The 26,859-nt window shown below is 39.6% G+C and carries 22 protein-coding genes, 1 tRNA gene and 2 pseudogenes; 21 read left to right on the top strand and 4 right to left on the bottom strand.

Annotation, left to right across the window (positions count from 1 at the left end; all coding sequences use genetic code 11):
- Positions 1-92 precede the first annotated feature (92 nt).
- Positions 93-653, top strand: a complete 561-nt coding sequence (locus tag E7C97_RS03775) for a LemA family protein (protein WP_000219831.1) — start codon at positions 93-95, stop codon at positions 651-653.
- A gap of 1 nt (position 654) precedes the next feature.
- Positions 655-1,554 (top strand): zinc metalloprotease HtpX, encoded by a 900-nt coding sequence (htpX, locus tag E7C97_RS03770; RefSeq protein WP_316108198.1) that lies wholly within the window; start codon positions 655-657, stop codon positions 1,552-1,554.
- Positions 1,555-1,620: 66 nt separating this feature from the next.
- Here htpX and E7C97_RS03765 read toward each other — a convergent pair.
- Positions 1,621-2,485 (bottom strand): annotated as a pseudogene (locus E7C97_RS03765) (IS982 family transposase).
- A 515-nt stretch (positions 2,486-3,000) separates the two neighbouring features.
- Between E7C97_RS03765 and E7C97_RS03760 the strand changes: the two are divergent.
- The 7 genes and pseudogenes from E7C97_RS03760 to E7C97_RS03725 all read left to right on the top strand — a co-directional run bounded on the left by E7C97_RS03760 (position 3,001) and on the right by E7C97_RS03725 (position 10,491).
- Positions 3,001-4,019: pseudogene (locus E7C97_RS03760) on the top strand (IS30 family transposase).
- Between the two features lie 173 nt (positions 4,020-4,192).
- Positions 4,193-4,933 carry an accessory Sec-dependent serine-rich glycoprotein adhesin gene (locus tag E7C97_RS03750; protein ID WP_398581216.1) on the top strand — a complete coding sequence of 247 codons (741 nt, stop codon included), beginning with the start codon at positions 4,193-4,195 and terminating at the stop codon, positions 4,931-4,933.
- A 204-nt stretch (positions 4,934-5,137) separates the two neighbouring features.
- On the top strand, positions 5,138-6,010 hold the full coding sequence (locus E7C97_RS03745; RefSeq protein ID WP_316108197.1) for a glycosyltransferase family 2 protein: 873 nt from the start codon (positions 5,138-5,140) through the stop codon (positions 6,008-6,010).
- An 11-nt stretch (positions 6,011-6,021) separates the two neighbouring features.
- Entirely contained in the window at positions 6,022-7,230 is a 1,209-nt protein-coding gene (locus E7C97_RS03740; RefSeq protein WP_316108196.1) for a glycosyltransferase, read from the top strand.
- Positions 7,231-7,269: 39 nt separating this feature from the next.
- The gene (locus E7C97_RS03735) at positions 7,270-8,259 is read left to right on the top strand and encodes a sugar transferase (RefSeq protein WP_316108195.1); all 990 of its coding nucleotides are present in this window, start codon (positions 7,270-7,272) and stop codon (positions 8,257-8,259) included.
- Positions 8,260-8,337: 78 nt separating this feature from the next.
- Positions 8,338-10,041 carry an SP_1767 family glycosyltransferase gene (locus E7C97_RS03730; RefSeq protein WP_316108194.1) on the top strand — a complete coding sequence of 568 codons (1,704 nt, stop codon included), beginning with the start codon at positions 8,338-8,340 and terminating at the stop codon, positions 10,039-10,041.
- Positions 10,042-10,491: an acyltransferase gene (locus E7C97_RS03725; protein WP_316108193.1), complete on the top strand. Its 450-nt coding sequence runs from the start codon at positions 10,042-10,044 to the stop codon at positions 10,489-10,491.
- Between the two features lie 119 nt (positions 10,492-10,610).
- On the opposite strand, the gene tnpA is transcribed toward E7C97_RS03725, so the two are convergent.
- The gene (tnpA, locus tag E7C97_RS03720; protein WP_316108192.1) at positions 10,611-11,084 is read right to left on the bottom strand and encodes an IS200/IS605 family transposase; all 474 of its coding nucleotides are present in this window, start codon (positions 11,082-11,084) and stop codon (positions 10,611-10,613) included.
- A gap of 70 nt (positions 11,085-11,154) precedes the next feature.
- On the opposite strand from tnpA, the gene E7C97_RS03715 reads away from it, so the two are divergent.
- Positions 11,155-11,334, top strand: coding sequence for a hypothetical protein (locus E7C97_RS03715; RefSeq protein WP_316108191.1), 180 nt, complete (start codon positions 11,155-11,157; stop codon positions 11,332-11,334).
- Positions 11,335-11,450: 116 nt separating this feature from the next.
- Here E7C97_RS03715 and E7C97_RS03710 read toward each other — a convergent pair whose 3' ends face one another.
- Positions 11,451-11,780, bottom strand: a complete 330-nt coding sequence (locus E7C97_RS03710; RefSeq protein WP_316108190.1) for a helicase BlpT — start codon at positions 11,778-11,780, stop codon at positions 11,451-11,453.
- A gap of 647 nt (positions 11,781-12,427) precedes the next feature.
- On the opposite strand from E7C97_RS03710, the gene E7C97_RS03705 reads away from it, so the two are divergent.
- The 7 genes from E7C97_RS03705 (at position 12,428) to E7C97_RS03675 (ending at position 21,806) form a co-directional block, all read left to right on the top strand.
- Positions 12,428-12,970: a DUF177 domain-containing protein gene (locus E7C97_RS03705; protein ID WP_049502643.1), complete on the top strand. Its 543-nt coding sequence runs from the start codon at positions 12,428-12,430 to the stop codon at positions 12,968-12,970.
- Positions 12,971-13,600, top strand: a complete 630-nt coding sequence (gene nth / locus E7C97_RS03700) for an endonuclease III (RefSeq protein WP_049509065.1) — start codon at positions 12,971-12,973, stop codon at positions 13,598-13,600.
- Between the two features lie 208 nt (positions 13,601-13,808).
- The gene (gene pyrR / locus E7C97_RS03695; RefSeq protein ID WP_045763808.1) at positions 13,809-14,330 is read left to right on the top strand and encodes a bifunctional pyr operon transcriptional regulator/uracil phosphoribosyltransferase PyrR; all 522 of its coding nucleotides are present in this window, start codon (positions 13,809-13,811) and stop codon (positions 14,328-14,330) included.
- A 20-nt stretch (positions 14,331-14,350) separates the two neighbouring features.
- Entirely contained in the window at positions 14,351-15,274 is a 924-nt protein-coding gene (locus E7C97_RS03690; protein ID WP_045763807.1) for an aspartate carbamoyltransferase catalytic subunit, read from the top strand.
- Between the two features lie 49 nt (positions 15,275-15,323).
- Positions 15,324-16,403, top strand: coding sequence for a carbamoyl phosphate synthase small subunit (locus E7C97_RS03685; protein WP_045763806.1), 1,080 nt, complete (start codon positions 15,324-15,326; stop codon positions 16,401-16,403).
- Positions 16,404-16,851: 448 nt separating this feature from the next.
- Complete coding sequence (carB, locus tag E7C97_RS03680) at positions 16,852-20,028, top strand: carbamoyl-phosphate synthase large subunit (protein WP_316108189.1); 3,177 nt, start codon at positions 16,852-16,854, stop codon at positions 20,026-20,028.
- Between the two features lie 443 nt (positions 20,029-20,471).
- The gene (locus tag E7C97_RS03675) at positions 20,472-21,806 is read left to right on the top strand and encodes an Nramp family divalent metal transporter (protein WP_316108188.1); all 1,335 of its coding nucleotides are present in this window, start codon (positions 20,472-20,474) and stop codon (positions 21,804-21,806) included.
- A 130-nt stretch (positions 21,807-21,936) separates the two neighbouring features.
- Here E7C97_RS03675 and E7C97_RS03670 read toward each other — a convergent pair.
- A tRNA-Ser gene (locus E7C97_RS03670) sits at positions 21,937-22,024 on the bottom strand.
- Between the two features lie 161 nt (positions 22,025-22,185).
- On the opposite strand from E7C97_RS03670, the gene E7C97_RS03665 reads away from it, so the two are divergent.
- The 4 genes from E7C97_RS03665 to E7C97_RS03650 all read left to right on the top strand — a co-directional run bounded on the left by E7C97_RS03665 (position 22,186) and on the right by E7C97_RS03650 (position 26,739).
- Entirely contained in the window at positions 22,186-22,926 is a 741-nt protein-coding gene (locus E7C97_RS03665; protein ID WP_061862900.1) for a DeoR/GlpR family DNA-binding transcription regulator, read from the top strand.
- Complete coding sequence (gene pfkB, locus E7C97_RS03660) at positions 22,923-23,834, top strand: 1-phosphofructokinase (RefSeq protein ID WP_000640771.1); 912 nt, start codon at positions 22,923-22,925, stop codon at positions 23,832-23,834. Before E7C97_RS03665 ends, pfkB begins: the two co-directional genes overlap by 4 nt.
- Positions 23,831-25,786: a fructose-specific PTS transporter subunit EIIC gene (locus tag E7C97_RS03655; RefSeq protein ID WP_316108187.1), complete on the top strand. Its 1,956-nt coding sequence runs from the start codon at positions 23,831-23,833 to the stop codon at positions 25,784-25,786. The genes pfkB and E7C97_RS03655 overlap by 4 nt, the downstream gene beginning before the upstream one ends.
- A 161-nt stretch (positions 25,787-25,947) precedes the next feature.
- A complete protein-coding gene (locus E7C97_RS03650) occupies positions 25,948-26,739 on the top strand; it encodes a HEAT repeat domain-containing protein (protein ID WP_316108186.1) in 792 nt (263 codons plus the stop codon).
- Positions 26,740-26,859 lie beyond the last annotated feature (120 nt).

Genomic DNA, 26,859 nt, shown 5'->3' with positions numbered 1-26,859 from the left:
TAGTTTCCTTCTTTAGTATCATCTTATTTTACCACAAAAAGATGGAAATTTGATATACTGGTACTAATCTATAAGCAGAAAGGAATTATATGATGACTTGGATTATTCTTGGAGTTCTTGCTCTTATTGTTATTTTCGTAATTGTTAGTTATAACGGTTTGGTTAAAAATCGCATGCAAACTAAGGAGGCATGGAGTCAGATTGATGTTCAGTTGAAACGTCGTAACGATCTCTTGCCAAACTTGATTGAGACCGTGAAAGGATATGCAAAGTATGAAGGTTCAACGCTTGAAAAAGTTGCAGAACTTCGTAATCAAGTAGCCGCAGCAACTTCACCAGCAGAAGCTATGAAGGCTAGTGATGCTCTTACACGTCAGGTTTCAGGAATCTTTGCAGTTGCAGAAAATTATCCAGACCTAAAAGCGAGTGGCAACTTTGCACAATTGCAAGAGGAGTTGACCAATACTGAAAATAAAATTTCTTACTCTCGCCAACTCTACAATAGTGTTGTTAGCAACTATAATGTTAAATTAGAGACTTTCCCAAGTAACCTAGTTGCTGGACTTTTTGGTTTTAAAGTGGCTGATTTCCTTCAGACTCCTGAAGAAGAAAAGGCAGTACCAAAGGTTGATTTTAGTGGTTTAGGTGACTAGGATGTTGTATGATCAAATCGCGAGTAATAAGCGAAGAACTTGGATTTTACTACTAGTATTCTTTTTACTTTTGGCTTTGGTTGGATATGCAGTTGGTTACCTCTTTATGCGATCTGGTCTTGGTGGCTTAGTTATCGCTCTGATTATCGGCTTTATCTATGCCTTGTCTATGATTTTTCAATCGACAGAGATTGTCATGTCCATGAATGGTGCGCGTGAGGTGAATGAGCAGACTGCACCAACCCTCTATCATGTTGTGGAAGATATGGCTATGGTGGCGCAAATCCCCATGCCACGTGTTTTTATCATCGATGATGCTAGCTTAAATGCCTTTGCTACGGGTTCAAATCCTCAAAATGCAGCGGTAGCAGCAACGTCAGGACTCTTAGCGATTATGAATCGTGAAGAGTTAGAGGCGGTTATTGGTCATGAAGTCAGTCACATTCGTAACTATGATATTCGGATTTCTACTATCGCGGTTGCCCTTGCCAGTGCCATTACACTTCTATCAAGTATGGCTGGACGCATGATGTGGTGGGGAGGTGCAGGCCGTGGTCGTAGAAGTGATGACCGTGATAGCGGAGGACTTGAAATTATTATGCTAGTTGTTTCTCTCCTAGCCATTGTTTTAGCTCCCTTAGCAGCAACCTTGGTCCAATTAGCCATCTCTCGCCAGCGAGAATTTTTAGCAGATGCTTCAAGTGTAGAGTTGACTCGTAACCCTCAAGGGATGATCAATGCCCTTCGTAAGCTGGACAATAGTCAGCCTATGAGCCGTCATGTAGATGATGCTAGCAGTGCTCTCTATATCAACGATCCTCAAAAACGAGGTGGTTTGCAAAAACTCTTCTATACCCATCCGCCAATCTCAGAACGAATTGAGCGTTTGCAGCATATGTAAAAAGAATCCAGAGATTTTCCTCTGGATTTTTGCTATGTTCAAAAGTTATAAATCTTACTCGTGGTGCTAGTTAATTTCAAAATATCTTAAATTATAAGCTAATACGATTTGCTCTATCCTCAATTGCAATCCTGTTTTTCCTCTAGCTAGTGTTTGTTCCATATCGAAAAGCGTACGAAGTTCTGAAAAACGTGTCTCAATAGTCCTTCTCATAGCCATTAGTTTCCAATGATTATGTTGCTTAGCCCCCGCCATATTTTGACGTAAGGGAGTCCAAAGATGATAACCTTTTTGCTCCAAACTATTTCTAAGCTCGCGACTAAGATAGCCCAAATCGGCCAAAATGTAAGAGTGATGGCAGTTTTCTAATAAGTCCTCAACGGTTCTAATATCGTGAACAGATGCTGGTGTCACAACGTAGTTCAGAATATAGCCCGATAGGGGTGACCAGCATATGAACTTTGAACCCATAGAACCATAGGTTCTTGGACGCATTGTAACCAATGTCTGCCAAGTCATTAAAAATACGTGTTCTATAATTACGGACAGGTTGACAAAGTGGTAAGGGAAAACTGTCTATGATAACAATGGTATCAGGAGAGATTTGGGTATTCATTGCTTGTGTGATGAGTTGAACTAACCAAATCAGCTGTCGTTCCCGCCGATTAAAACGACTTCTTTCAAGGAGACGACCACAAGGAAAGAGTTGACAGATACGATAGAAATGACGTTGTGACTTAATGCCTAGTTCAGCTTGCAAGATAAGTAAGACTAATAGAGAGTGATCTGAAACTTTAGATAGGCTAATATTGCGACGATGTTTGAAAGGTTCAGGGCAATAATTACGATACAGCTGATAACAAAGTTTTGATAATTGTTTGATATTCCATTGTAAGTGATGGGATTTAGCGGTATACTGTAAGTGGCTCATTTGGACGTCCTCTCTGTTTGTTTGGTCACTTACAGTATAGTCCTTTTGGGCTTTTTATGGTATTCTGAAATTAACTAACACCACGGATTAAAAAAACACTCTAAACACGACAAACGCATGAAGAAAATCAATCATTGAAAAAATTTTGAAAACAACAAAAACAATGTTTTTAACTTTTCTGACTCAAGTTTTTGATAAACTACACGAAAAAAATCTCTGCATGCTAGAGGATAATCTTAAAGAAAATATCGCCTTCAGAAACTTTTGATATTTTTTACTGATATTTCAGAATACTTACATTCGTTTGTCCTGCACTCTAAAAAAACTTGAAAAATCGGGGGAGGGGTGCTATAATAAAATTACTTAATTTGTTTCATTGAAATAAATTAAGAATGAAACGAGAAATATTAAAAAATTAAGGAAAAATAAGCCCTGTTGTAAAATGAAGTGCAACACAAAAGACATGTTCATCTGATATACTAGAATTGCGAAAAACAGTATAAAGGAAGATGAACATGTCCACTAATTATTCTACCACAAATCAATCATACAAGCACTTATCTGAAGCTGAGCGAGGGAAAATTGAAGCTTATTTAAGCATAGGACTCAAACCTGCTGAAATTGCTCGTAGACTAGGGAGAAATCGCTCTACTATTACTCGTGAAATTAATCGTGGTTCCATAACACAAGTGAAAAAAGTAAATGGGCAGAAGGTCTATTACCAACGCTATTATGCAGATGCTGCTCATAACCGTTATCGTCATGCTAGAGAAGCCAGCTATTATCTGAAACTGGATTGTATATCGGATGACTTTCTGAGAGAGTTCACAGAATCAATGAGAGATAAACCAAGGGTGCATAGCGTGGATACCTTTGTTCATACCTATAAATTCCAACATGTAGATGCAGTTGTACCTTCAACCAAGACGCTCTATAACTATATCCATCAAGGATTGTTAGAGATTAAGGTCATTGATTTACCAAGAGCAGTGCGGATCCGTAAGAAATTTACCAAGCGCCCCTCTACCAAGAAACATCTAGGAAAGTCAATTGAAGAAAGACCAGAAGAAATCAATAATCGTTCCCGTTTTGGAGATTGGGAAATTGATTCTGTTCTGGGTGGAAAGACAGTAGGAGAACCTTCTATTCTGACCTTGGTAGAACGACAAACACGCTATGCTGTCACAAAGAAACTCGTGGAAAAGAAAGCAGAGTATGTCAATCAAGCAGTCTTAGAGTGTATGAAACTTTATCCCATTAAGTCAATCACTGCAGATAATGGAAACGAATTTTCATCATTGAGTAAGGTAAGGGATCAGATGTTTATTTTGCACATGCCTATTCATCTTATGAACGAGGTACAAATGAGAATCTCAATGGATTGTTAAGAGAGTTCATTACAAAGGGAGTCTCGCTCAAAGATCTAGATCCAAACCTTTTAAAAACCTATACTAAAGCTATCAATGAAAGACCAAGGCGAATCCATGGCTATCAGTCCGCAAAAAAGCTGTTTGAGCTAACTCAAACAGCTTGAAAGGTACTCACTTAATCAGAGGAACAACTTTGTTGCACTTGACTTGACAATTAGGGGAAAAATTAAGGAAATGGATTTATGAAGAAAAAATTTGGTCGTGAATTTGAAGAGACTTCTCTCGTAAGTCGCGGGTAAAGCTGCATAAGTCTGGGAAACACTGGGTTCGTACAGTGATGTCTCAGATTGGCTTGTTGCGTTTATTTAAGGGAAGTTCTAGCAAGGAAGTGACAGTTTCCCAAGTTGACACCTCAACTGAAAAGAAAGTAACGGTACACCATATTCTCAAAGGTGTCGCTGCTTTGAGTGCTGTCATAGCGGGCGGTACAGCAGCCAGTCATGAAGTTTTGGCAGAGGATGCCAGTGTGGAGCAGGAAAGTGTAGGGTCAACGCTTGCAGGGCAAGATGTTGTAACAATGTCAGGTAGTACAGTCACTGATACCGCTACTGCTACCACAGAAAGTACGGCATCGGATACTAGCTCAGTTTCTTTATCAACTTCAGAATCTCTGTCACAGTCAGAATCTGTGAGTGAGTCAGTATCAGAATCTGTATCGGAATCCATCAGTGAATCCGTGTCAGAATCTGTTAGCGAGTCTGTTTCAGAGTCATTAAGCGAGTCAGTATCTGAGTCCGTAAGTGAATCCGTGTCAGAATCCGTTAGCGAATCTGTTTCAGAATCTCACACCGAGCAACCATCTGTTAGCGAGTCAACCTCTGAATCATATTCTGAACGACCATCACAATCTGAATCTGAAAGTTCAGCGCCATCTCCTAGCACAGCTCCGACAGTTAGTCAGTCTATCTTGCCATCAACCGGTGAAGAATCAGCCTCTGTTGCTGCAGCATTAGGAGCAGGATTACTCTTTAGCGCCCTGATTCTAGGTAAAAAGAAGAAAAAATCTGATGAAGAATAAAAACTTATTCAGAGCAGAAAAGTAATGACAGGTACAAAAAAAGATTTGATCTAAACCGTACCTCGCTCATGAAAAAGTCAGCTAGATAATTCTATCTAGTTGACTCTTTTTATGAGAATTCTGAACGAAACTTGTCAGAATTGGTATATTTATAGAAATGAATTTGTTATAATAAAATGAGTAAAACTTTAAGGACGGACCTTTATGGAAAAAATTAGTGTGATTATTCCAGCCTATAATTGCGAAAAGTATCTGGAACAATGTGTTCGTAGTGTCATGAACCAAACTTATAAGAATCTAGAGATCATCGTTATTAATGATGGTTCAACTGATCAGACCGGAAAAATAATGGAATGTCTAGCACAAGAAGATAATCGTGTAAAAACTGTACATAAACCCAATACCGGTGTTGGATTAACGCGAAACATAGGATTGCAGTTAGCTACTGGAGAGTATATTAATTTTATTGATAGTGATGACTGGATGGATTCTAATCATCTGGAAGATTTGTACCAAGTTTTAATAAAGACAAACAGCGATATTGCCATTGCTAATTTTTCACAATACAATGAAGAAAAGAAAAATTATACTATCCATTTACGTGCTGAAGATTACTATGAAAAGGTTTATACACCTGAAGAATGGTTTGCTTTTCAGTATGGACAGCCACATTTCTTAAGTTCATGCTTTGTTGTTCCTTGGGGTAAACTTTATAAGCGTGAGCTGTTTGAAGATGTTCTCTATCCAAATAAACATGCAGATGATGATTACACGACTTGGAAACTCTATCTTCTGTCAGACCGTATTGTTTACATCAATACCTTATCTTATGTTTACCGTATCACTGGTACCTCTATGACACAAATAGGTAATTCCGCTCAGGTCTTTTCCGCAGAAGCCGTTGAGAAACGTTTGTCGCTACTCATTCTGCTGGACTTTGATACCTCTAAAGAAATTGAAGCCTTCAAGTGGCGTGCTGCTGTCAATGAAAAATCCATGCTAGAACATGGTGATATTGCTGGCTATAAAGACATGAAACTCAAACGTCAGTTGATGAAAAAATACGGAAAATTGTAAAAAGGAAAGTTATGATGGGAAGAAATAAGTATGCCATAGCCTTATGTGCTGATAGTAATTATACAGATAAAGCACTGACGACTATAAAGTCAATCTGTGTGCACAATCGCCACATCTGTTTTTATGTCTTAAATAATGACATTGACCAAAATTGGTTTCTTAATTTGAGACGAAAGTTAAAAGCAGTTGATTGTGATATTGTGGATGTCAAGGTAATGCCAGTTGGAGAAAACCTCGTAACAAATGCTCATGTTTCAGCTGCTGCAGCTTGTATGAAGTTTTTAATTCCACAAGAAATCACAGATGATGTTGTGCTTTATTTAGATAGTGATATTATCGTGACAGCCGACCTCACGCACCTCTTTGATTTTGAGTTTGGTAATAATCTAATTGCTGCGGTCAATGATGGTGGCGTTCAGACAGATTTGTTGCGTATGGGAATTGAAAATACCTTCAACGCTGGAGTTATGTTGTTTAACAATCGTGAATGTCGTAAGCTCAACATCACGAATAAATTATTGGAAACCATGCAGACCTATGGACATCTTGTTAAACTCGCTGATCAAAGTATCCTAAATCTTGTTTTTGATGGAAAATGGTATAATTTAGGCGTTGATTATAACTGTCTGCTCATGACAAATTTTTATGGTGCAGACGAACAGCGTGGACATAATAGAGGAAAATTAACTACTCTACCACCTATTCTTCACTATGCGTCTAGCCAAAAACCTTGGAGTCCATACTGTTGGATGCAGTTAAAAGACCTGTGGTGGTATTATAATGGTTTAGAGTGGTCAGAGATTGTTTTGGGAAGTCAGCCACTACCTACACCATCTAAAAAGAAATGTTTAACTTTAACAAATAGTGGACATATTGAGGAGTTAGAATATCTGGCGCAGTCTTTACCAGACTATGAACTTCATATAGCAGCTTACACTACCTTTTCGCCTAATATTATGATGTTAGCAAAATATCCTAATGTTAAAGTCTATCCCAACATTCTAAGGTTTCAATTAGAAGACTTGACTTTAGAATGTAGTGCTTATTTAGACATCAATCATGGTGCAGAGCAAAATAACATTGTTCACCGTATGCACGAACTAGGAAAGCCTGTCTATGCTTTTGATAATGTAAACAAAGATACAACAGGTAAGAGCCATGTTTATCGTCTTGATCAAAAAGAAGAGATGGTGGCAGAGATCAAACAGGAATTAGATTAAGAATGGCTGCTAAGGAAAATCAAGATAAGAAGGAAAAATATGAGGGTATATCTAACAAATATCAACGGTATGGCAGGAACTGCTCAGCTTAGTCAAAATATGGTCATGGATATTGCCGTAGAAATGGGTTGCCGTGAGTTGGGAATCTATGCCTATAATATGCATGCCGATACTGATATTGAACTTAATAAACGTTTAGATGGTATTTTAGCAAGTCTAAAAGCGGAAGATATCGTTATCTTGCAACTCCCAACTTGGAATACAACTGCTTTTGATGAAAAGCTAATGGCACGAATCAAATTGTTTCGGGTCAAAATTGCTGTTTTTATTCATGATGTTGTTCCCTTGATGTTTGCCTCCAATTTTTATCTTATGGATCGGGTCATTGCGCTTTATAATCAGGCAGATGTGATTATTGCTCCAAGTCAGGCAATGGTAGATAAGTTGAGAGAACAGGGACTGACAGTTGAAAAAATAGTCATTCAGGGAATGTGGGATAATCCGACACAAATCCCTATGCAAAAGGCACATTTCAAACATCAGATTCATTTTCCAGGTAATCCAGAGCGCTTTCCTTTTGTTCGTGATTGGCAATTTGATGTGCCTCTGCATGTCTATGGTACAAATGAGAATAATCTACCTGAGCAAGTGGTTAAAGAGCCTTGGCACAGTAACGAACAGCTCATGCTAGAACTTTCGCAAGGAGGTTTTGGACTGGTTTGGATGGCAGAGCATGACAAAGATTATATGAAACTCTATTGTCCATATAAACTAGCCACATTTTTAGCAGCAGGAATCCCTGTCATTGTAGAGCGTGGTATCGCTAATCAAGAAATTATTGAGAAAAATAAATTAGGCTTGGTCGTTGATAGTTTAGAAGAGGCTGTCGAAATTATTAAGCAAATGCCAGAGAAAAGCTATCAGCAGTTGGTTGAAAATGTTCGTCAGTTCAATCCTCTTGTCAGAGAAGGTTATTTCACACGCAGACTATTGACAGAAACGATTTTTAAATTGTACAGTAAGCACTAACGACATCTTTTTCTAACTCATCATAGGTACAGCTAAATATATGATTATTAAAATAGAGAAAGTTTCAAAGGAGATGACATGGGCATACCTAAAATAAAAGTATTAAGCAATCAGCAAACCTTGGATTTTATTTTAAAACATGGATCCTCAGTCGCCCGTTTTGGTGATGGCGAAGTGGACCTTATGACAGGAAAGAGCATTCCTTATCAGAGTTATGATAAAGACTTAGCAGCAGAGTTAAAAGCGACTCTGCAAGAGCCATCTTCAAATGAACTTTTGGTCTGTCTCCCAGATGTTTTTGAACATCTGGAACGTTATAACAGTAATGCCAAAAAATTCTGGAAGATTCATTTTGATCAAGCAGCTGATTTTTACAAAGAAAACTGTCAGTCAGAGTGGTATGGTTCAACTTTTTTATCTCGTCCTTATATTGATTTACAGGATAAAAGTCAGGCGGCTCCTTATTTTGAGCGTTTAAAGACTTTGTGGAAAGATTGTGATATTTTGATTGTGGAGGGGGAGACATCTCGTTCTGGCATGGGCAATGACCTTTTTGCACAAGCTAAGTCTGTTTCGAGAATTATCGGACCTTCTAAAAATGCGTATATCTATAAAGATGAGCTATTACGAGAGATTAAAAAGTATGCCGATGGCAAACTCATTTTATTGATGCTAGGTCCAACAGCAAAGGTTTTAGTCAAAGAACTGGCTAAAGATTATCAAGCTATTGATTTAGGACATATCGACTCAGAATATGAATGGTTTAAACAGCAGGCTACCCACAAGGTAAAACTTGCTCATAAACATACGGCAGAACATAATAAGGATGATAATATACTTCCTATCGAAGACGAGCAATATTTGAGTGAGATTGTAGCTAGGGTCGGAGTGAATCAGACAGATTTTTCAGAAAAGATTTCAGTTATTGTACCAATTTATAATGCTGAAAAATACCTACATCGCTGCATTGATTCTATCTTAAAACAGACTTACAGTGATTTGGAAGTCATTCTTATCAATGATGGCTCAACAGACGGCAGTGCTGCTATTTTGGAAACATACAAAGACAGCGATGCTCGTCTGCGTATTGTTCACAAAGAAAACGAAGGTGTTTCTGCTACACGAAACTTTGGTTTGCAGCTTGCTCGTGGGCGCTATGTTTCTTTTATTGATTCGGATGATTTTATTGATGAGAGTTATTTTAAGACTCTCCATAATAGCATAATAGAGCAAAAATCAGATATTGCCATTTGCAATTTTACATCTTACAGTGAAGAACGTCACTCCTATCTCATTTTTGTCACAAAGGATGACTATTTTGAAAAAAATTATAGTCCTGAAGAATGGCTACAGCAGGAAAATAATCCGCGCCAGAATCTTTTCTTAACGGTTCTTTTTCCTGTCACCAAACTCTATAAGCGAGAATTGTGGGATGGTATTGAGTTTCCTGTCGGAAAGGTACGAGAAGACGATGCCACCATCTATAAACTCTATCTGCGAGCAAAAAAGATTTCATTTACCAATGTAGGAACTTATTTCTACTCACAACGGCCAGATAGTCTGTCGCATACAGTGATGTTAGATGACATTGAATCAATGATTACCAACAGCGAGGAGCGTCTAGCACTTCTAGCGGCCTTAGGATATGATTTAACCGAACATATTGACTCTTATACCAAACGCCTTGAAAAATGTCAGACAGACGCTCTGAATGCTGGGCAAATAGCACTTTATAAGCGAATCAAAGTCAAATTAGATTTGATTAAACAAAGGGAGAAATAGATGCCTGACTTTAATTTACAAGGTGATTTTTTTAGTTCAAAAATCTCAGACCAAGCTAAAGTTAACTTAGGAGAACCAGTCACATTGAGTAATTTTCTCAGTGTTGAAGTTGGTGCCGGCGCACAACTAACAATTGGAAATCGTGTCTTTTTCAATGACCATTGTACATTAAGGTGTCTAAATAAAATTACTATTGGACGTGATACTATGTTTGGTGATGGAGTAAGACTGTACGATTTTGACCATATTTATAACAATTATCGTGTTGAGCAGTTTGAGTTTACCTATGCACCGATTACAATTGGTAAAAACTGCTGGATAGGAGCAAATGTAGTTATATTAAAGGGTGCAACTATTGGAGATAATGTGATTATTGGAGCAGGCTGTACTATTCGAAAAGGGCAGGTCATACCTGATAATACTATCGTTGTCAGTCATAACCACCCGTGAAAACGGGTGGCTTGTACACCGGCTATAAGCCGTTTCTCTCCAGCGGCGTCTAAAGACGCTCGCTGAACTTCGTTCAGGTCGTGCTATATTACTTGACTAATGCCCGTCACAACGGGCTTTTACCTTGTTCTAAATCCGCCATCAGAAAACGGATCTTCATATTCTTTTACACTCAGCTTATCGAGTGCAATGTCATTCTTTTCCTGCTCGCGAATATATTTAGCTACGGTCTTTTCGTTTAGTCCAACGGTACTTACATAGTATCCCCTAGCCCAGAACTTTCGATTTCCATACTTATATTTTAAATTAGCGTGCTTATCAAATATCATCAATGCACTTTTACTCTTGAGATACCCCATAAAATCGGAAATCGAAAGTTTGGGAGGTATCAGTAAAAGCAGGTGTACATGGTCTGGCATCATATGACCTTCGATAATCTCCACGCCACGACAACGGCATAGATGTTTGATAATATCTATCAAATCCGACCTGACTTTGTAATATATCGCCTTACGGCGATACTTAGGTGTAAAAACTATATGATATTTGCACATCCATTTGGTATGTGATAAACTGTAACTGGTTTTAGCCATTTATTTTTCCTTCTTTATCTAACCTGAACAATTAGATTATACTTGGAAAAATAAATGGAAGCTAGAAGCCTTGTCAGCCACCAGCATAGCTGGTGGTTTTCTTGTTTTTCTCTACGAGAAAAACTGGCTTGAAGCCATAACAAAAGCTCTACTTTACCTAGTAGAGCCAATCGTCTATGTCAAAAAATCCTCTTTTAAAAAGGCTGAAAATCCACCACAAAAAGAGACAGAAACAAGATCTACTAAATAAAGGTTCTTTATTTGATAGACTTAGTTGTTCATGTCTCCCTTACCTCCGAAAAATACTATGTTTATTTTATACCTTTTGGAACACTTTGTCAAAAGAAATGAGAAATTCAAATCTTTCTAGAAACCAAAAACAGGTCCATAGAGTGTCAAAACGTGCTTTACTTGATCGTAGTGGAACTTGTCATAGTTTCGCCAAGCAGTGCGAGCTTGATCGTTTAGTTTTAGTGAGCCAAGTCCAATCAAAAGACTAGTCCATTGGTAAAAAGTTTCCAGTTCAATTAAGATAGCGTTGTCTACTTTCTCAGCTTTTTTAAGCGCTCTGAGAATTTCGTCTATATTTTGCTGTAAGCGTAGATCATCAGGTAATCCTTGTTTACAGTTTTGTATAGTTTGATTTAATTCTGAAACGAGTTGATAGGCTTCAGCTAAAAGAACTTTGTCTTCCATATGAGCGTCCTCCTTTGCTCATGTATTGATGTCTATAGTATAGCACCAAAAACAAAAAATGTCATAGTAAATATATCAAAAAATCAATCATATAAAACAAAAAGGATTTAGCTCTATCCATAACAGAACTAACCCCTTAGAAGCAATAGATTTTTAAGGATTTGAATTTCGATTGTCAATCAGCAATCAGTTTTTCTAATTTCCAGATGCTGAACCAAAATGAAATGGTAAGGAGTATTAGGAAAATAAGGAAAGTTGTGCCATCGACCAAACTATTATTCATGCCACACAATCCTTTCGCTAGATAGGGAACTAGGGGTATAAGACACACTGTATAAGGGTGACTGTTATCCTTACTGCCGAGCTGGTTACAGTATACTCCTTTCTACTTTATCATTCCTGTCTTTTTTATAGTCTTTTGAATATCGGAATTCAATTATTTATAGCTAAAAGTAGAGTTAGGAAGTTCATATTCCTACTAGTTCTCCGAATTATTTTTAAATTTTCTATCTACCAATTTTGTTTCTATTATAGAAGAACACCGACATTTGGAATGGAAAACTCTGACTTTTAAATTCAAAGTTTGGAAGGCTTACTTCTAGCATTTTCATGGTATAATCAAGATAGTAAATCTTTATGGAGGAAGTATGAAATTAAATATTCAAGAAATTCGTAAGCAGCCTGAAGGTTTGCACTTTGAGCAAACTTTAGACTTAGCAGCTGACTTGCGTGCCCGTAATCAAGAAATTTTAGATGTAAAAGATATTGTCGCTATTGGAAAAGTTCAGTACGAAGACCTTATGTTTTTCCTAGATTATCAGTTGTCTTATACAATCGTTCTAGCCTCTAGCCGTAGCATGGAACCTGTAGAATTGAAAGAGTCTTATCCAGTGACAGAAGTCTTTATGGAAGGTGCTACCAATCAACTGGATCAAGAAGTGCTAGATGATGACTTGGTTTTACCGATTGAAAATGGGGAAATTGACCTGGCTGAAAGTGTTTCAGATAATATCTTGCTCAACATTCCAATCAAGGTCTTAACAGCTGAAGAAGAAGCTGGCCAGGGCTTTGTTTCTGGAAATGACTGGCAAATCATGTCCGAGGAAGAGTACCAAGCCCAACAAGCAGTCAAGAAAGAAGAAAATAGTCCTTTTGCAGGTTTGCAAGGACTGTTTGACGGAGACGAATAGATGGTTTTATCCAAGAAACGTGCCCGTCATGTCATTGAGGAAATCATTGCTCTTTTTCCAGATGCAAAACCAAGTCTAGATTTTCGTAATCATTTTGAACTTCTGGTTGCTGTTATGCTGTCTGCTCAGACGACAGATGCGGCAGTCAACAAGGCTACTCCTGGCCTTTTTGCAGCTTTTCCAACCCCACAAACCATGGCAGATGCAAGTGAGAGTGAGATTGCCTCGTATATTTCTCGCCTAGGCCTTTATCGCAATAAGGCTAAATTCCTCAAAAAATGTGCCCAGCAGTTATTAGACGATTTTGACGGCCAAGTCCCTCAGACTAGGGAAGAATTAGAGAGTTTGGCAGGAGTTGGCCGAAAAACCGCTAACGTAGTTTTGAGCGTAGGATTCGGTATTCCAGCCTTTGCAGTAGATACTCACGTAGAGCGAATCTGTAAACACCACGATATTGTTAAAAAATCAGCTACACCCCTTGAGGTCGAAAAACGTGTTATGGATGTCTTGCCACCAGAAGAATGGTTGGCAGCCCATCAGGCTATGATTTACTTTGGTCGTGCTATCTGTCATCCGAAAAATCCAGAATGTGATCACTATCCACAGTTATACGATTTTAGTTCGTTATAAAATTGATTTCTTGTGTTTTTTCTTGCATCGATTACTACTTTGTGATATAGTAGTAGCAATCAAATATTCCTTTAATCCTGTCCCGTGAGGCAGGCAAGGAGCTCGATTAAGTAGAAGGGTAAGTCTATACTGTTTACAGTATGGCTCGCTTAGTTATACATTCTCAAGTCTCCTTGAAAAAGGAGACTTTTCTTTTTGGAGGTTTGTCATGAAGACAAAAGAAGTTGTAGACGAATTGACCGTCAAGCGAGCGATTACTCGGATTACCTACGAGATTATCGAGCGAAATAAAGATTTAAACAAGATTGTATTGGCTGGGATAAAAACACGAGGTGTCTTCATTGCTCACCGTATCCAAGAGCGTTTGGAACAATTAGAAAATATCTCTGTCCCCGTTGTAGAATTAGATACCAAACCTTTCCGCGACGATGTCAAAAGCGGTGAAGATACTTCTATAATCTCTGTTGATGTGACAGAACGTGAGGTAATCTTGGTGGACGATGTGCTTTACACAGGTCGGACCATCCGAGCAGCTATTGATAACATCGTTACCCATGGTCGTCCTTCTCGTGTGAGTTTAGCTGTTCTAGTTGACCGTGGACATAGAGAATTACCGATTCGTCCAGACTATGTAGGGAAAAATATCCCAACCAGTCGTTCAGAAGAAATCATCGTAGAGATGACTGAACTAGATGGACAAGATCGTGTTCTTATTACCGAAGAAGCTTAGATAGCTAAAAGGAGTTAGCCATGTCAGAAAATCAACAAGCCATTCAACATGTAGTATCAATGGAAGACCTTACTGTAGAACAAGTCATGAAATTGATTAAACGAGGAATTGAGTTTAAAAATGGAGCAAAAGCGTCTTACGAGGACCAACACATTGTCTCTAATCTCTTCTTTGAGAGTTCGACTCGTACCCACAAATCTTTTGAAGTAGCAGAGATTAAACTGGGACTTCACCTACTGGACTTCGATGTGAAGACAAGTTCAGTCAACAAGGGTGAAACACTCTACGATACAATTTTAACCTTGTCAGCCTTGGGAGTAGATGCCTGTGTCATCCGACACCCAGAGGTGGATTACTACAGAGAGTTGATCGATAGTCCGACGATTACGACTTCGATTATCAATGGTGGGGATGGTTCGGGTCAACACCCAAGCCAAAGCTTGCTTGATTTGATGACCATTTATGAAGAATTTGGACACTTCGAAGGACTCAAGGTAGCCATTGCTGGTGACCTTGACCATTCGCGTGTGGCTAAATCCAATATGCAAATCTTAAAACGCTTAGGAGCAGAACTCTATTTTGCTGGACCTGAGGAATGGAGAAGTCAAGAGTTTGCAGACTATGGACAGTTTGTAAGCATTGATGAAATCATTGACCAAGTTGATGTGATGATGTTTCTCCGTGTTCAGCATGAGCGTCATGAAAGTGGAACAGTCTTTTCAAAAGAGGGTTATCATGCACAGCATGGTTTGACTCAAGAACGTTATGATCGCTTGAAAGATAAAGCTATTCTGATGCATCCTGCTCCTGTAAATCGCGATGTTGAAATTGCTGATCACTTGGTCGAAGCACCAAAATCACGTATTGTTCAACAAATGACCAATGGTGTCTTTGTCAGAATGGCAATTTTAGAATCTGTATTGACTTACAGAAACGCAAAATAAGACACAAAACGTTAAAAGATGCCTGAGAGCATCCACGAGAGGTGAATTTATGACTAAACGACTTCTAGTTTTAGAAGATGGAACAATTTTTGAAGGAAAAGCCTTTGGGGCTGATATTGATGTAACTGGTGAAATCGTCTTTAATACTGGGATGACCGGTTATCAAGAATCCATTACGGATCAGTCTTATAATGGGCAAATTCTAACCTTTACCTATCCCTTGGTTGGAAATTATGGAATTAACCGTGATGACTACGAGTCTATCAGTCCAACCTGTAAAGGTGTAGTGGTATTTGAAGAAGCTCGTAGAGCCAGCAACTGGCGCAACCAGATGACACTGGATGAATTTTTGAAGTCTAAGAAAATCCCTGGTATTTCAGGTATTGATACACGTGCTTTGACAAAAATCATTCGCAAACATGGAACTATGAGAGCGACTCTGACACATGTGGGAGATAGTATCGATCACATCACAGATCAGCTTCAAGCGACTGTTTTACCGATTGATAATATCAAACAGGTTTCTACAAAAACTGCTTACCCAGCTCCAGGAGTAGGTTTAAGTGTGGTACTTGTAGACTTTGGTCTCAAGCATTCAATCTTAAGAGAGTTGTCTAAGAGAGATTGTAATGTAACGGTCGTTCCTTATACTACAACAGCAGAGGAAATCCTTCACTTAAATCCAGACGGAGTTATGTTGTCAAATGGACCGGGAAATCCAGAAGATGTACCAGAAGCACTCGATATGATTCGTGGTATTCTCGGGAAAATTCCAATCTTTGGTATTTGTATGGGGCACCAGCTCTTTGCGATGGCAAATGGTGCCAAGACCTATAAGATGAAGTTTGGTCACCGTGGGTTTAACCACGCTGTACGCGAAATTGCAACAGGGCGCGTGGATTTCACGAGTCAAAACCATGGATATGCAGTGAGTCGTGAAGATTTTCCAGACCATTTGATGATTACTCATGAAGAAATCAATGACAAGTCAGTTGAAGGTGTACGTCACAGATACCAACCAGGTTTCTCTGTGCAATTCCACCCAGATGCTGCACCAGGTCCGCACGATGCAAGTTATCTATTTGACGAGTTCATCGAGATGATGGAAGCCTTTAAACAAACAAATTAAAGACGAGTGAGAAATCGTCGGAGAATTTATGCAACTGAACACGGACGGAAAGCTCGGAATTTAGAGAACCCAACTCGGATTGTCAATCCTTCCTTGGTTTCCTAAAATTCAATCGCTTTCTATTCGTCCTTTGTATCTTATTTAATGGCAACCTGAGAGTTGCCGAATAGAAAGGCAGGTCGTTTCTTTTAGTCGCTATCAGGCGAACTAAAAACTCCCTGCACTAGATTTTTTACCGAAAAGTATCGTTTCGTTAAAAAATCGTCGGAGAATTTATTTAATGTCGCCCTGTGAGGCGACGAATAGAAAGGAGAAGGGTGAGCCGTATTTGCTGAACTGAATACGGGCTACGGACGGTGCTAAAAAGATAGTTATTCCTAGAACTGACAGTTCTTCGTCATAACTCCTATTTTAGCTTTGCCCGCTTGACGCCCTTAATATCTTATAAATGCCTAAACGTACTGATATTCAAAAAATTATGGTGATTGGTTCTGGTCCGATTATTATTGGTCAAGCTGCTGAGTTTGACTATGCTGGGACTCAGGCTTGCTTGTCTTTGAAAGAGGAAGGTTATGAGGTTGTTTTGGTGAACTCAAACCCTGCAACTATCATGACTGATAAGGAAATTGCAGACAAGGTTTACATTGAGCCAATCACACTTGAGTTTGTAACTCGTATTCTCCGTAAAGAACGTCCAGATGCCTTGCTTCCAACTCTTGGTGGGCAAACAGGGCTTAACATGGCCATGGAATTGTCTAAAAATGGAATTCTTGATGAATTGGGAGTAGAACTTCTCGGGACTAAATTGTCTGCCATCGACCAAGCGGAGGACCGCGATCTTTTTAAACAATTGATGGAAGAACTGAACCAACCAATTCCTGAATCAGAAATTGTTAATACAGTGGAAGAAGCCGTAGCCTTCGCAGCAACAATTGGTTACCCAGTGATTGTCCGTCCAGCCTTCACACTTGGTGGTACAGGCGGTGGTATGTGTGCCAACGAGGAAGAATTGCGTGAAATTGCTGAAAATGGTTTGAAGTTGTCACCTGTAACCCAATGTTTGATTGAGCGTTCTATTGCAGGTTTCAAGGAAATCGAGTACGAAGTGATGCGTGACTCAGCTGACAATGCCCTTGTTGTATGTAACATGGAAAACTTTGACCCAGTTGGGATTCATACAGGGGATTCCATCGTATTTGCCCCAGCGCAAACTATGTCAGATTATGAAAACCAAATGCTTCGTGATGCAAGTCTGAGCATTATCCGCGCTCTCAAGATTGAAGGTGGATGTAACGTTCAGTTGGCTCTCGATCCACATAGTTTTAAATATTATGTCATCGAAGTAAACCCTCGTGTATCGCGTTCGTCAGCCCTTGCTTCTAAGGCGACAGGTTACCCAATTGCTAAATTGGCTGCTAAGATTGCAGTCGGTTTGACCTTGGATGAGGTCATTAACCCTGTTACAGGTTCAACTTATGCCATGTTTGAACCAGCCCTTGACTACGTTGTTGCCAAGATTCCACGCTTCCCATTTGATAAGTTTGAAAAAGGTGAGCGCCGTCTTGGTACTCAGATGAAGGCGACTGGAGAAGTTATGGCCATCGGTCGTAACATCGAAGAGTCACTTCTTAAAGCTTGTCGTTCACTTGAAATTGGTGTCCACCACAATGAAATGCCTGAACTTGCAGATGTTTCAGATGATGCCTTGATTGAAAAGGTTGTGAAAGCACAAGATGACCGTCTCTTTTACGTATCAGAGGCCATTCGCCGTGGTTACACACCAGAAGAGATTGCAGATTTGACTAAGATTGATATCTTCTATCTTGATAAACTCTTGCATATCTTTGAAATTGAGCAAGAATTAGGCTCACATCCACAAGATCTTGAAGTTTTGAAAACTGCAAAATTGAATGGTTTTTCGGACCGTAAGATTGCTGAACTCTGGAATACTACAGCTGATCAAGTTCGCCAACTACGTTTGGAAAACAAGATTGTCCCAGTTTACAAGATGGTTGATACTTGTGCGGCAGAATTTGAATCAGAAACTCCATATTTCTATTCAACTTATGGCTGGGAAAATGAATCGATCAAGTCTGAAAAGGAATCTGTACTGGTCCTAGGTTCAGGTCCAATCCGTATCGGTCAAGGGGTTGAGTTTGACTATGCGACTGTTCACTCAGTTAAGGCGATTCAAGCTGCTGGCTACGAAGCCATCATCATGAACTCGAACCCAGAGACCGTTTCAACAGACTTCTCTGTATCAGATAAACTTTACTTTGAGCCATTGACATTTGAAGATGTCATGAATGTCATTGACCTTGAGCAACCAAAAGGCGTTATCGTTCAGTTTGGTGGTCAAACAGCTATCAACCTTGCAGAGCCATTGGCTAAGGCAGGTGTGACTATCCTTGGTACGCAGGTTGCTGACCTAGACCGTGCCGAAGACCGTGACCTCTTCGAACAAGCCCTCAAAGACTTGGATATTCCGCAACCTCCTGGACAAACAGCAACAAACGAAGAAGAAGCAGTGCTTGCAGCTCGCAAGATTGGTTTCCCAGTCCTTGTTCGTCCTTCTTATGTCTTGGGTGGACGTGCTATGGAAATTGTAGAAAACGAAGAAGATCTTCGTTCTTACATGCGTACAGCCGTTAAAGCAAGTCCAGACCATCCAGTTCTTGTCGACTCTTATATCGTTGGACAAGAATGTGAAGTTGATGCTATCTCAGATGGACAAAATGTCCTTATCCCTGGTATCATGGAGCATATCGAACGTGCTGGTGTCCACTCAGGTGACTCCATGGCTGTTTATCCTCCACAAACCTTGTCTCAAAAGGTTCAAGAAACCATCGCAGACTATACTAAACGTCTTGCAATTGGCCTCAACTGTCTTGGTATGATGAACATTCAGTTTGTCATCAAGGATGAGAAAGTCTACGTTATTGAGGTCAATCCACGTGCCAGCCGTACTGTTCCATTCCTATCAAAAGTAACCAATATCCCGATGGCTCAGGTTGCAACTAAGTTAATTCTTGGTCAAAGTCTTGAAGAACTTGGTTATCAAGATGGACTTTACCCAGAAAGCACTCGAGTTCATATCAAAGCGCCAGTCTTCTCCTTCACTAAGCTCGCGAAAGTAGACAGCTTGCTCGGTCCTGAAATGAAGTCAACAGGGGAAGTTATGGGTTCTGATACGACTTTAGAAAAAGCTCTCTACAAGGCCTTTGAAGCTTCTTATCTTCACTTGCCAACCTTTGGGAATGTTGTCTTTACTATCGCTGACGATGCCAAGGAAGAAGCCTTGGACTTGGCTTGTCGTTTCCAAAATATTGGCTACGGTATCCTTGCGACTCAAGGAACAGCAGCTTTCTTTGAAAATCATGGCTTGAAGGCTCAATCTGTAGGTAAGATAGGTGACGATGAACACGATATCCCAAGCTTTGTCCGTAAAGGGAAAATTCAAGCCATTATCAACACAGTTGGTACTAAGCGAACTGCTGATGAAGATGGTGAACAAATCCGCCGTTCAGCTATTGAACACGGTGTACCACTCTTTACAGCCCTAGATACAGCGGATGCTATGCTTAAGGTACTTGAAAGCCGTAGCTTCGTTACAGAAGCAATTTAGTTTCTTGGTAAATGATCTAATACGAAAATCAAATTCAAACTGCGTCAACGTCGCCTTGCCGTACTCAAGTACAGCCTGCGGCTAGTTTCCTAGTTTGCTCTTTGATTTTCATTGAGTATAAGTAGCTTTTTCTCCAGCGTCAAAAGACGCTGGTTTTTACTCTTTCATAGAGAAATCGAGTTAGAAAAAATAGTTACAGTTCATCATTAAATGTCAAAGTTTATTAATAGATTTATCATTAACGTTAAGTGAGTAGACTTATTCTGACTTTCCCTAAAATTTTGTTGAATTTTATGATATAATAGGGGTAAATTGAGAAAATGAGCAAGTATTTTCATAAGTCCTTTCAAAAAATTTCTTAACTTTTGGATATTAATATGTGATCTCGGCTTCTCAATATTAGAATAGTAGGAAAAGACAAGATTAGAAAGAGGTAAGTATCTATGTCTTCTCATAAAAAAGTTTCACTCTCTGAGATTAATCAGTCTATCGAGACTCCAAATAATAATCATTTTTGGCAAAATTTAAAGGCCTTCTTGGGACCAGGTGCCCTCGTGGCAGTTGGTTATATGGATCCGGGGAACTGGATTACAAGTGTTGTCGGTGGGGCTTCCTATAAATATAGTCTTTTGTTTGTTATCTTGATTTCATCGCTTATTGCTATGCAACTTCAGCAGATGGCTGGAAAACTTGGAATTGTAACCCAGATGGACCTAGCTCAGGCAACGGCCCATCATTCACCTAAATGGCTTCGTTATAGTCTATGGGTGATTTTGGAGTTGGCCTTGATGGCGACAGATTTGGCAGAAGTTCTAGGTTCAGCTATTGCCCTAAATCTTCTCTTTAAGATTCCGATTATGATAGCCATCCTCTTGACGGTTCTGGATGTCTTTCTCTTGCTGCTCCTGATGAAGTTTGGCTTTAAGAAGATAGAAGCTATCGTTACCACGCTCATTTTAACCATTCTAGCAATCTTTACTTACTTAGTAGCTTTGTCACATCCAAGCTTCCAAGGAATCGTTGAAGGTTATCTGCCAAATGCAACCTTATTTGAAAGTCCTATGCCTGGGCATGAAAGTCAATTAACCTTGGCGTTGGGTATCGTGGGTGCGACTGTTATGCCCCATAACCTCTATTTGCATTCTTCCTTGTCTCAGACTCGGAAAATCAATCATAAGGACAAGAATGATGTTCGAAAAGCCGTGCGCTTTATGACCTGGGATTCTAATCTCCAGTTATCCTTGGCCTTTGTGGTTAACTCCCTTCTTTTGATCTTAGGGGCGGCTCTCTTTTTCGGACATGCATCTGAAATTTCTGCCTTCTCTCAAATGTATAATGCCTTGCAGGATTCAACCATTGCGGGAGCTATAGCTAGCTCAACCTTATCAACCTTGTTTGCCTTGGCCCTATTAGCCAGTGGTCAGAATTCGACTATCACGGGTACTTTGACTGGACAAATCGTTATGGAAGGTTTCTTGCATATGAGATTGCCACAATGGTTTATTCGTTTGGCGACACGCCTCTTTGCCTTGCTACCTGTTATGATAGTAGCGGTTCTGTTCGGTCATCAAGAAAAAACCTTGGATCAGTTATTGGTTTATTCACAGGTCTTTCTTTCTATCGCTCTTCCATTTTCAATCTTCCCCTTGATTTATCTAACTTCTAAGAAGTCACTAATGGGCGAATTTACCAATGCTAAATGGAATACCATCCTTGGTTATATTGTTTCCATTATCTTAACAGTTCTCAATGTGAAATTGCTATTTGATATTTTTTAAGATCTTTTAACATGAAGTAGAAAAAAATCACCCGAGAGTTAATTCTCGGGTGATTTTTTGCAATTCAAATCTTTGATAGACGAAAATCCATTATAAAAAGCTGCATGAAGATGCAGCTACACTATAGCAACGGAAGACATGGGATTCGAACCCACGCACGCTTTCACACGCCTACCGCGTTTCCAACACGGCCTCTTAAGCCTCTTGAGTAATCTTCCAATACTTACTAAAATAGTTTATCATAAAGGGATTTATCTTGCAAATAAAATTCAAACAATTGGCAAAATGATAGAAAATGAAAGAAAGTGACAAAAAGTGCTTGACTTTGATTTTTTTTGTGGTAGAATGATTATTGTAATCGTTAACAGGAGGTGAGTAAGTGCTAAAAACCGAGAGAAAAAAATTGATTTTAGAGGAGCTGGGCAAACATAAAGTCGTTTCTCTAGAGAAATTAGTAGGTTTGTTAGACACGTCAGAATCAACGGTTAGACGAGATTTAGATGAATTGGAATCGGAAAATAAACTTCGTCGAGTTCATGGAGGAGCAGAGTTGCCTCACTCCTTGCAAGAAGAAGAAACCATTCAAGAAAAATCTGTCAAAAACCTTCAAGAGAAAAAATTGATTGCGCAGAAAGCAGCTTCCCTCATCAAAGAAAAAGATGTTATCTTTGTGGATGCAGGAAGTACAACAGCCTTTCTCATTAAGGAATTGGAGCGAAAAGACATTACTGTTGTAACCAACTCCATTCACCATGCAGTCCAATTAGTGGATAAGCAAATCCCAACAGTTATTATTGGCGGTGGGGTTAAGATGACGACTGATGCCAGCATCGGTGGTGTCGCGCTTAATCAGATTAACCAACTACACTTTGACCGTGCCTTTATCGGAATGAATGGTGTGGACGAAGGTTATTATACAACTCCAGATATGGAGGAGGGAGCTGTCAAGCGTGCTATCTTAGAAAATGCCAAACAAACTTATATTTTGGCGGATTCGTCTAAGGTTGGTCAGTCTTGTTTCGCTAAGGTCGCCCCTATAAAACGAGCTATTGTCATTACAAGTAAGGGTCACGAACTCTTGCCAGCTATCAAAGAGAAAACGGAGGTTATCGAAGTATGATTTATACAGTCACGCTCAATCCATCTATTGACTATATTGTCCGTCTGGATAAAGTGGAAGTTGGTAGTGTTAATCGTATGGATAGTGATGATAAGTTTGCTGGTGGTAAGGGAATCAATGTTAGCCGTGTCTTGAAACGCTTGGATATTCCAAATACAGCGACTGGATTTATCGGAGGTTTTACTGGTAAATTTATCACAGATACTTTAGCTGAAGAGCAAATTGAAACACGATTTGTCCAAGTGGCAGAAGATACGCGTATCAACGTCAAGATTAAAGCGGATCAAGAAACTGAAATCAACGGAACTGGTCCTACTGTTGAGCCAGAACAACTTGAAGAATTAAAAGCTATTCTTTCAAGTCTAACAGCAGAAGATACAGTGGTATTTGCTGGTTCAAGTGCTAAAAACTTAGGCAATGTCATCTATAAGGATTTGATTGCCTTGACTCGTCAAACGGGTGCTCAAGTGGTCTGTGACTTTGAAGGTCAGACCTTGATTGATAGTTTGGATTATCAACCACTTTTGGTCAAACCAAACAATCATGAACTTGGAGCTATCTTTGGAGTCAAGCTCGAAAGTTTAGATGAGATTGAAAAATACGCTCGAGAATTGTTGGCTAAAGGTGCTCAAAACGTTATTATCTCTATGGCTGGAGATGGAGCCCTTCTGGTAACATCAGATGGAGCATACTTTGCAAAACCAATCAAGGGAACCGTGAAAAACTCAGTTGGTGCTGGTGACTCTATGGTTGCTGGATTTACAGGTGAGTTTGTCAAATCAAAAGATGCAGTAGAAGCCTTCAAGTGGGGAGTGGCTTGTGGAACAGCAACTACCTTCTCTGATGACTTGGCGACTGCAGCATTTATTAAAGAAACTTATGAAAAAGTTGAGGTAGAAAAAAGATGAAAATTCAGGATTTATTGAGAAAAGATGTGATGTTGCTCGATTTACAAGCAACTGAAAAAACAGCAGCTATCGAAGAAATGATTCATAGCTTGGTAGAACACGGATACGTGACAGATTTTGAAACCTTTAAAGAAGGAATCTTGGCGCGTGAAGCTTTGACTTCTACAGGTTTGGGTGATGGTATTGCAATGCCACACAGCAAAAACGCTGCTGTCAAAGAAGCGACTGTTCTCTTTGCTAAATCAAATAAGGGTGTTGACTACGAAAGTTTAGATGGACAACCAACTGACCTCTTCTTTATGATTGCGGCTCCAGAAGGTGCCAATGATACTCACTTGGCTGCCTTGGCAGAATTGTCTCAATACTTGATGAAAGACGGCTTTGCTGACAAACTTCGTCAAGTAACATCAGCTGATCAAGTTATTGAACTCTTTAACCAAGCTTCAGAAAAAGCTCAAGAACCAGTACAAGTTCCTGCAAATGACTCTGATGACTTCATCGTAGCAGTTACAGCTTGTACAACAGGAATTGCCCACACATACATGGCACAAGAAGCTCTTCAAAAAGTGGCCGCGGAAATGGGTGTCGGTATCAAGGTTGAAACCAATGGTGCTAGCGGTGTTGGCAACAAATTGACAGCAGAAGATATTCGTAAGGCTAAAGCTGTTATCATCGCTGCAGATAAGGCAGTTGAAATGGATCGTTTCGATGGCAAACCATTGGTAAATCGTCCAGTTGCAGATGGTATTCGTAAGACAGAAGAGTTGATCAACCTGGCTCTTTCTGGTAATGCTGAAGTATATCGTGCTGCTAATGGAGCGCAAGCTTCAACAGCATCTAACGAAAAACAAAGTGTCGGTGGTGCTTTCTACAAACACTTGATGAGTGGTGTATCACAAATGTTGCCATTCGTTATCGGTGGTGGTATCATGATTGCCCTTGCCTTCTTGATTGATGGTGCTATGGGTGTGCCAAATGAAAACCTTGGAAATCTTGGTTCTTACCATGAACTCGCTTCTATGTTCATGAAAATCGGTGGCGCAGCCTTTGGTTTGATGCTTCCAGTATTTGCAGGATATGTTGCTTACTCAATCGCTGAAAAACCAGGTTTGGTAGCAGGTTTCGTAGCTGGAGCTATTGCCAAAGAAGGTTTTGCCTTTGGTAAAATCCCTTATGCTCAAGGTGGTGAAGCAACTTCAGCTCTTGCAGGTGTATCATCAGGTTTCCTAGGAGCCCTTGTTGGTGGATTTATCGCTGGTGCCTTGGTACTCTTGGTTAAGAAATACGTGAAGGTTCCACGTTCACTTGAAGGTGCTAAATCAATCCTTCTCTTGCCACTTCTTGGAACAGTCTTGACAGGATTTGTCATGCTTGCTGTTAACATCCCAATGGCAGCAATCAACACTGCTATGAACGACTTCCTTGGCGGTCTTGGAGGCGGTTCAGCTGTCCTTCTTGGTATCGTTCTTGGAGGAATGATGGCTGTCGATATGGGTGGACCTGTCAATAAAGCAGCTTATGTCTTTGGTACTGGTACTCTTGCAGCAACAGTGTCAACAGGTGGTTCAGTAGCCATGGCAGCAGTTATGGCTGGAGGAATGGTTCCACCACTTGCGATCTTCGTTGCAACACTTCTTTTCAAAGATAAATTTACTAAAGAAGAACGCAACTCAGGTTTGACGAACATCGTTATGGGCTTGTCATTCATCACTGAAGGAGCGATTCCATTTGGTGCGGCTGACCCAGCTCGTGCTATCCCAAGCTTTATCCTTGGTTCAGCAGTGGCAGGTGGACTTGTTGGTCTTGCAGGTATCAAACTCATGGCTCCTCACGGAGGAATCTTCGTTATCGCCCTTACTTCAAATGCCCTTCTTTACCTTGTCTTTGTCTTGGTAGGAGCACTTGTTAGTGGTGTAGTTTATGGTTACCTTCGTAAACCATTAGAAAAATAAAATAGCATAAATAAAATGACTGAACACGAAAGTGGGCAGTCATTTTTTGATAATGAAGTTAGGGAGACAGGTCTTTAAAGTGATATAATAGAGGTAAATCTTAGAGAATTTAAATGATAGAATGCTAAAGTTCTACAAATACCTTAGAGGAGAAAAGTGTCATGAGTGATTCTAGTAAAGAAGAAATCGACAAATTAGTGAAAGAAAATATCCCTCACCAAAATCTTGCAAAAGAAGAGTTACAGAAGGTCTATGCCAGCTTGCTGGAGGAGAATTTTCCTGATTCTAAACGAATTCATTTTATAGCTGATTTAGGAAGGAGTCCAGAACTTGCCTTTCATTTTGAGCTCATTTGCAACGATTGGGAGAAAGAAACTGACCTGAATTTTGAAGCGAGTTTTGACCAGCATGGGCAGGAGGGAATCGATTATCTTTTGGAAATTCTCGATCAAAAGGAAGCAGAGAGTCAACGCGTTTTGATTGTATATCTTCTAGCGAAAATCCTTTCCAAAGTAAGACAGAGAGATTTTTATGCATCTTCTTGCAAGCAAGTACTTCCTGTTCTAATCTCTCTTTTAGCTAGTTCAGAAGCTTCGAATCGTAGAAAGTTAATCATTGCCCTAGGGTGGATTGGTTCAACAAGTGAGATAGAAATCTTAGGACAACATCTCTTGACTGACCAAGATGCACTTTGTCGTGCCTGGTCTGCCAGTAGTTTGATGCAATTATCTTTTCATCAAGTTGAAAAAGAAGTCTTGATAGAGAAAACAAAGGGTTTGTTTGGTGAGGCGATTGTAGAAGAAAAGGACTTGCAGGCTTGCGCTTTGATGATAGAAGCAGCTCAAGTTTTATTTGGGAAAAAATGGATACCTACATCTGCTGTGGAGAATCTAGAAGTCGAAAAGATTGAGAAAGCAAGAAAATCAGCAATCAGATTTTTAAAGAAGCAGTGATCTAAAGTTGTTGAAAAATCATACAGAAAAGAAACTGCAGAAATATTAATGAAAGATGATTGTGTCTTGTAGATGCAATCATTTTTCACTTCAAACAAAGTTTCTGAAGTGTGTTATAAT

The sequence above is a fragment of the Streptococcus sp. genome, assembly GCF_032481935.1.
In the GTDB taxonomy this organism is placed as follows: domain Bacteria; phylum Bacillota; class Bacilli; order Lactobacillales; family Streptococcaceae; genus Streptococcus.
This window is presented reverse-complemented; position numbering and strand designations above follow the sequence as displayed.

Excerpts from the sequence above, each read along its gene's own strand:
- nth (WP_049509065.1), top strand. The coding sequence starts at position 12,971 with ATGGTTTTATCCAAGAAACGTGCCCGTCATGTCATTGAGGAAATCATT.
- tnpA (WP_316108192.1), bottom strand. The coding sequence starts at position 11,084 with ATGGCTAAAACCAGTTACAGTTTATCACATACCAAATGGATGTGCAAA.
- E7C97_RS03725 (WP_316108193.1), top strand. The coding sequence starts at position 10,042 with ATGCCTGACTTTAATTTACAAGGTGATTTTTTTAGTTCAAAAATCTCA.
- htpX (WP_316108198.1), top strand. The coding sequence starts at position 655 with ATGTTGTATGATCAAATCGCGAGTAATAAGCGAAGAACTTGGATTTTA.
- E7C97_RS03730 (WP_316108194.1), top strand. The coding sequence starts at position 8,338 with ATGGGCATACCTAAAATAAAAGTATTAAGCAATCAGCAAACCTTGGAT.
- E7C97_RS03685 (WP_045763806.1), top strand. The coding sequence starts at position 15,324 with ATGACTAAACGACTTCTAGTTTTAGAAGATGGAACAATTTTTGAAGGA.
- E7C97_RS03775 (WP_000219831.1), top strand. The coding sequence starts at position 93 with ATGACTTGGATTATTCTTGGAGTTCTTGCTCTTATTGTTATTTTCGTA.
- pfkB (WP_000640771.1), top strand. The coding sequence starts at position 22,923 with ATGATTTATACAGTCACGCTCAATCCATCTATTGACTATATTGTCCGT.
- carB (WP_316108189.1), top strand. The coding sequence starts at position 16,852 with ATGCCTAAACGTACTGATATTCAAAAAATTATGGTGATTGGTTCTGGT.
- E7C97_RS03735 (WP_316108195.1), top strand. The coding sequence starts at position 7,270 with ATGAGGGTATATCTAACAAATATCAACGGTATGGCAGGAACTGCTCAG.
- E7C97_RS03740 (WP_316108196.1), top strand. The coding sequence starts at position 6,022 with ATGATGGGAAGAAATAAGTATGCCATAGCCTTATGTGCTGATAGTAAT.
- E7C97_RS03675 (WP_316108188.1), top strand. The coding sequence starts at position 20,472 with ATGTCTTCTCATAAAAAAGTTTCACTCTCTGAGATTAATCAGTCTATC.
- E7C97_RS03750 (WP_398581216.1), top strand. The coding sequence starts at position 4,193 with ATGTCTCAGATTGGCTTGTTGCGTTTATTTAAGGGAAGTTCTAGCAAG.
- pyrR (WP_045763808.1), top strand. The coding sequence starts at position 13,809 with ATGAAGACAAAAGAAGTTGTAGACGAATTGACCGTCAAGCGAGCGATT.
- E7C97_RS03655 (WP_316108187.1), top strand. The coding sequence starts at position 23,831 with ATGAAAATTCAGGATTTATTGAGAAAAGATGTGATGTTGCTCGATTTA.
- E7C97_RS03650 (WP_316108186.1), top strand. The coding sequence starts at position 25,948 with ATGAGTGATTCTAGTAAAGAAGAAATCGACAAATTAGTGAAAGAAAAT.
- E7C97_RS03710 (WP_316108190.1), bottom strand. The coding sequence starts at position 11,780 with ATGGAAGACAAAGTTCTTTTAGCTGAAGCCTATCAACTCGTTTCAGAA.
- E7C97_RS03745 (WP_316108197.1), top strand. The coding sequence starts at position 5,138 with ATGGAAAAAATTAGTGTGATTATTCCAGCCTATAATTGCGAAAAGTAT.
- E7C97_RS03705 (WP_049502643.1), top strand. The coding sequence starts at position 12,428 with ATGAAATTAAATATTCAAGAAATTCGTAAGCAGCCTGAAGGTTTGCAC.
- E7C97_RS03690 (WP_045763807.1), top strand. The coding sequence starts at position 14,351 with ATGTCAGAAAATCAACAAGCCATTCAACATGTAGTATCAATGGAAGAC.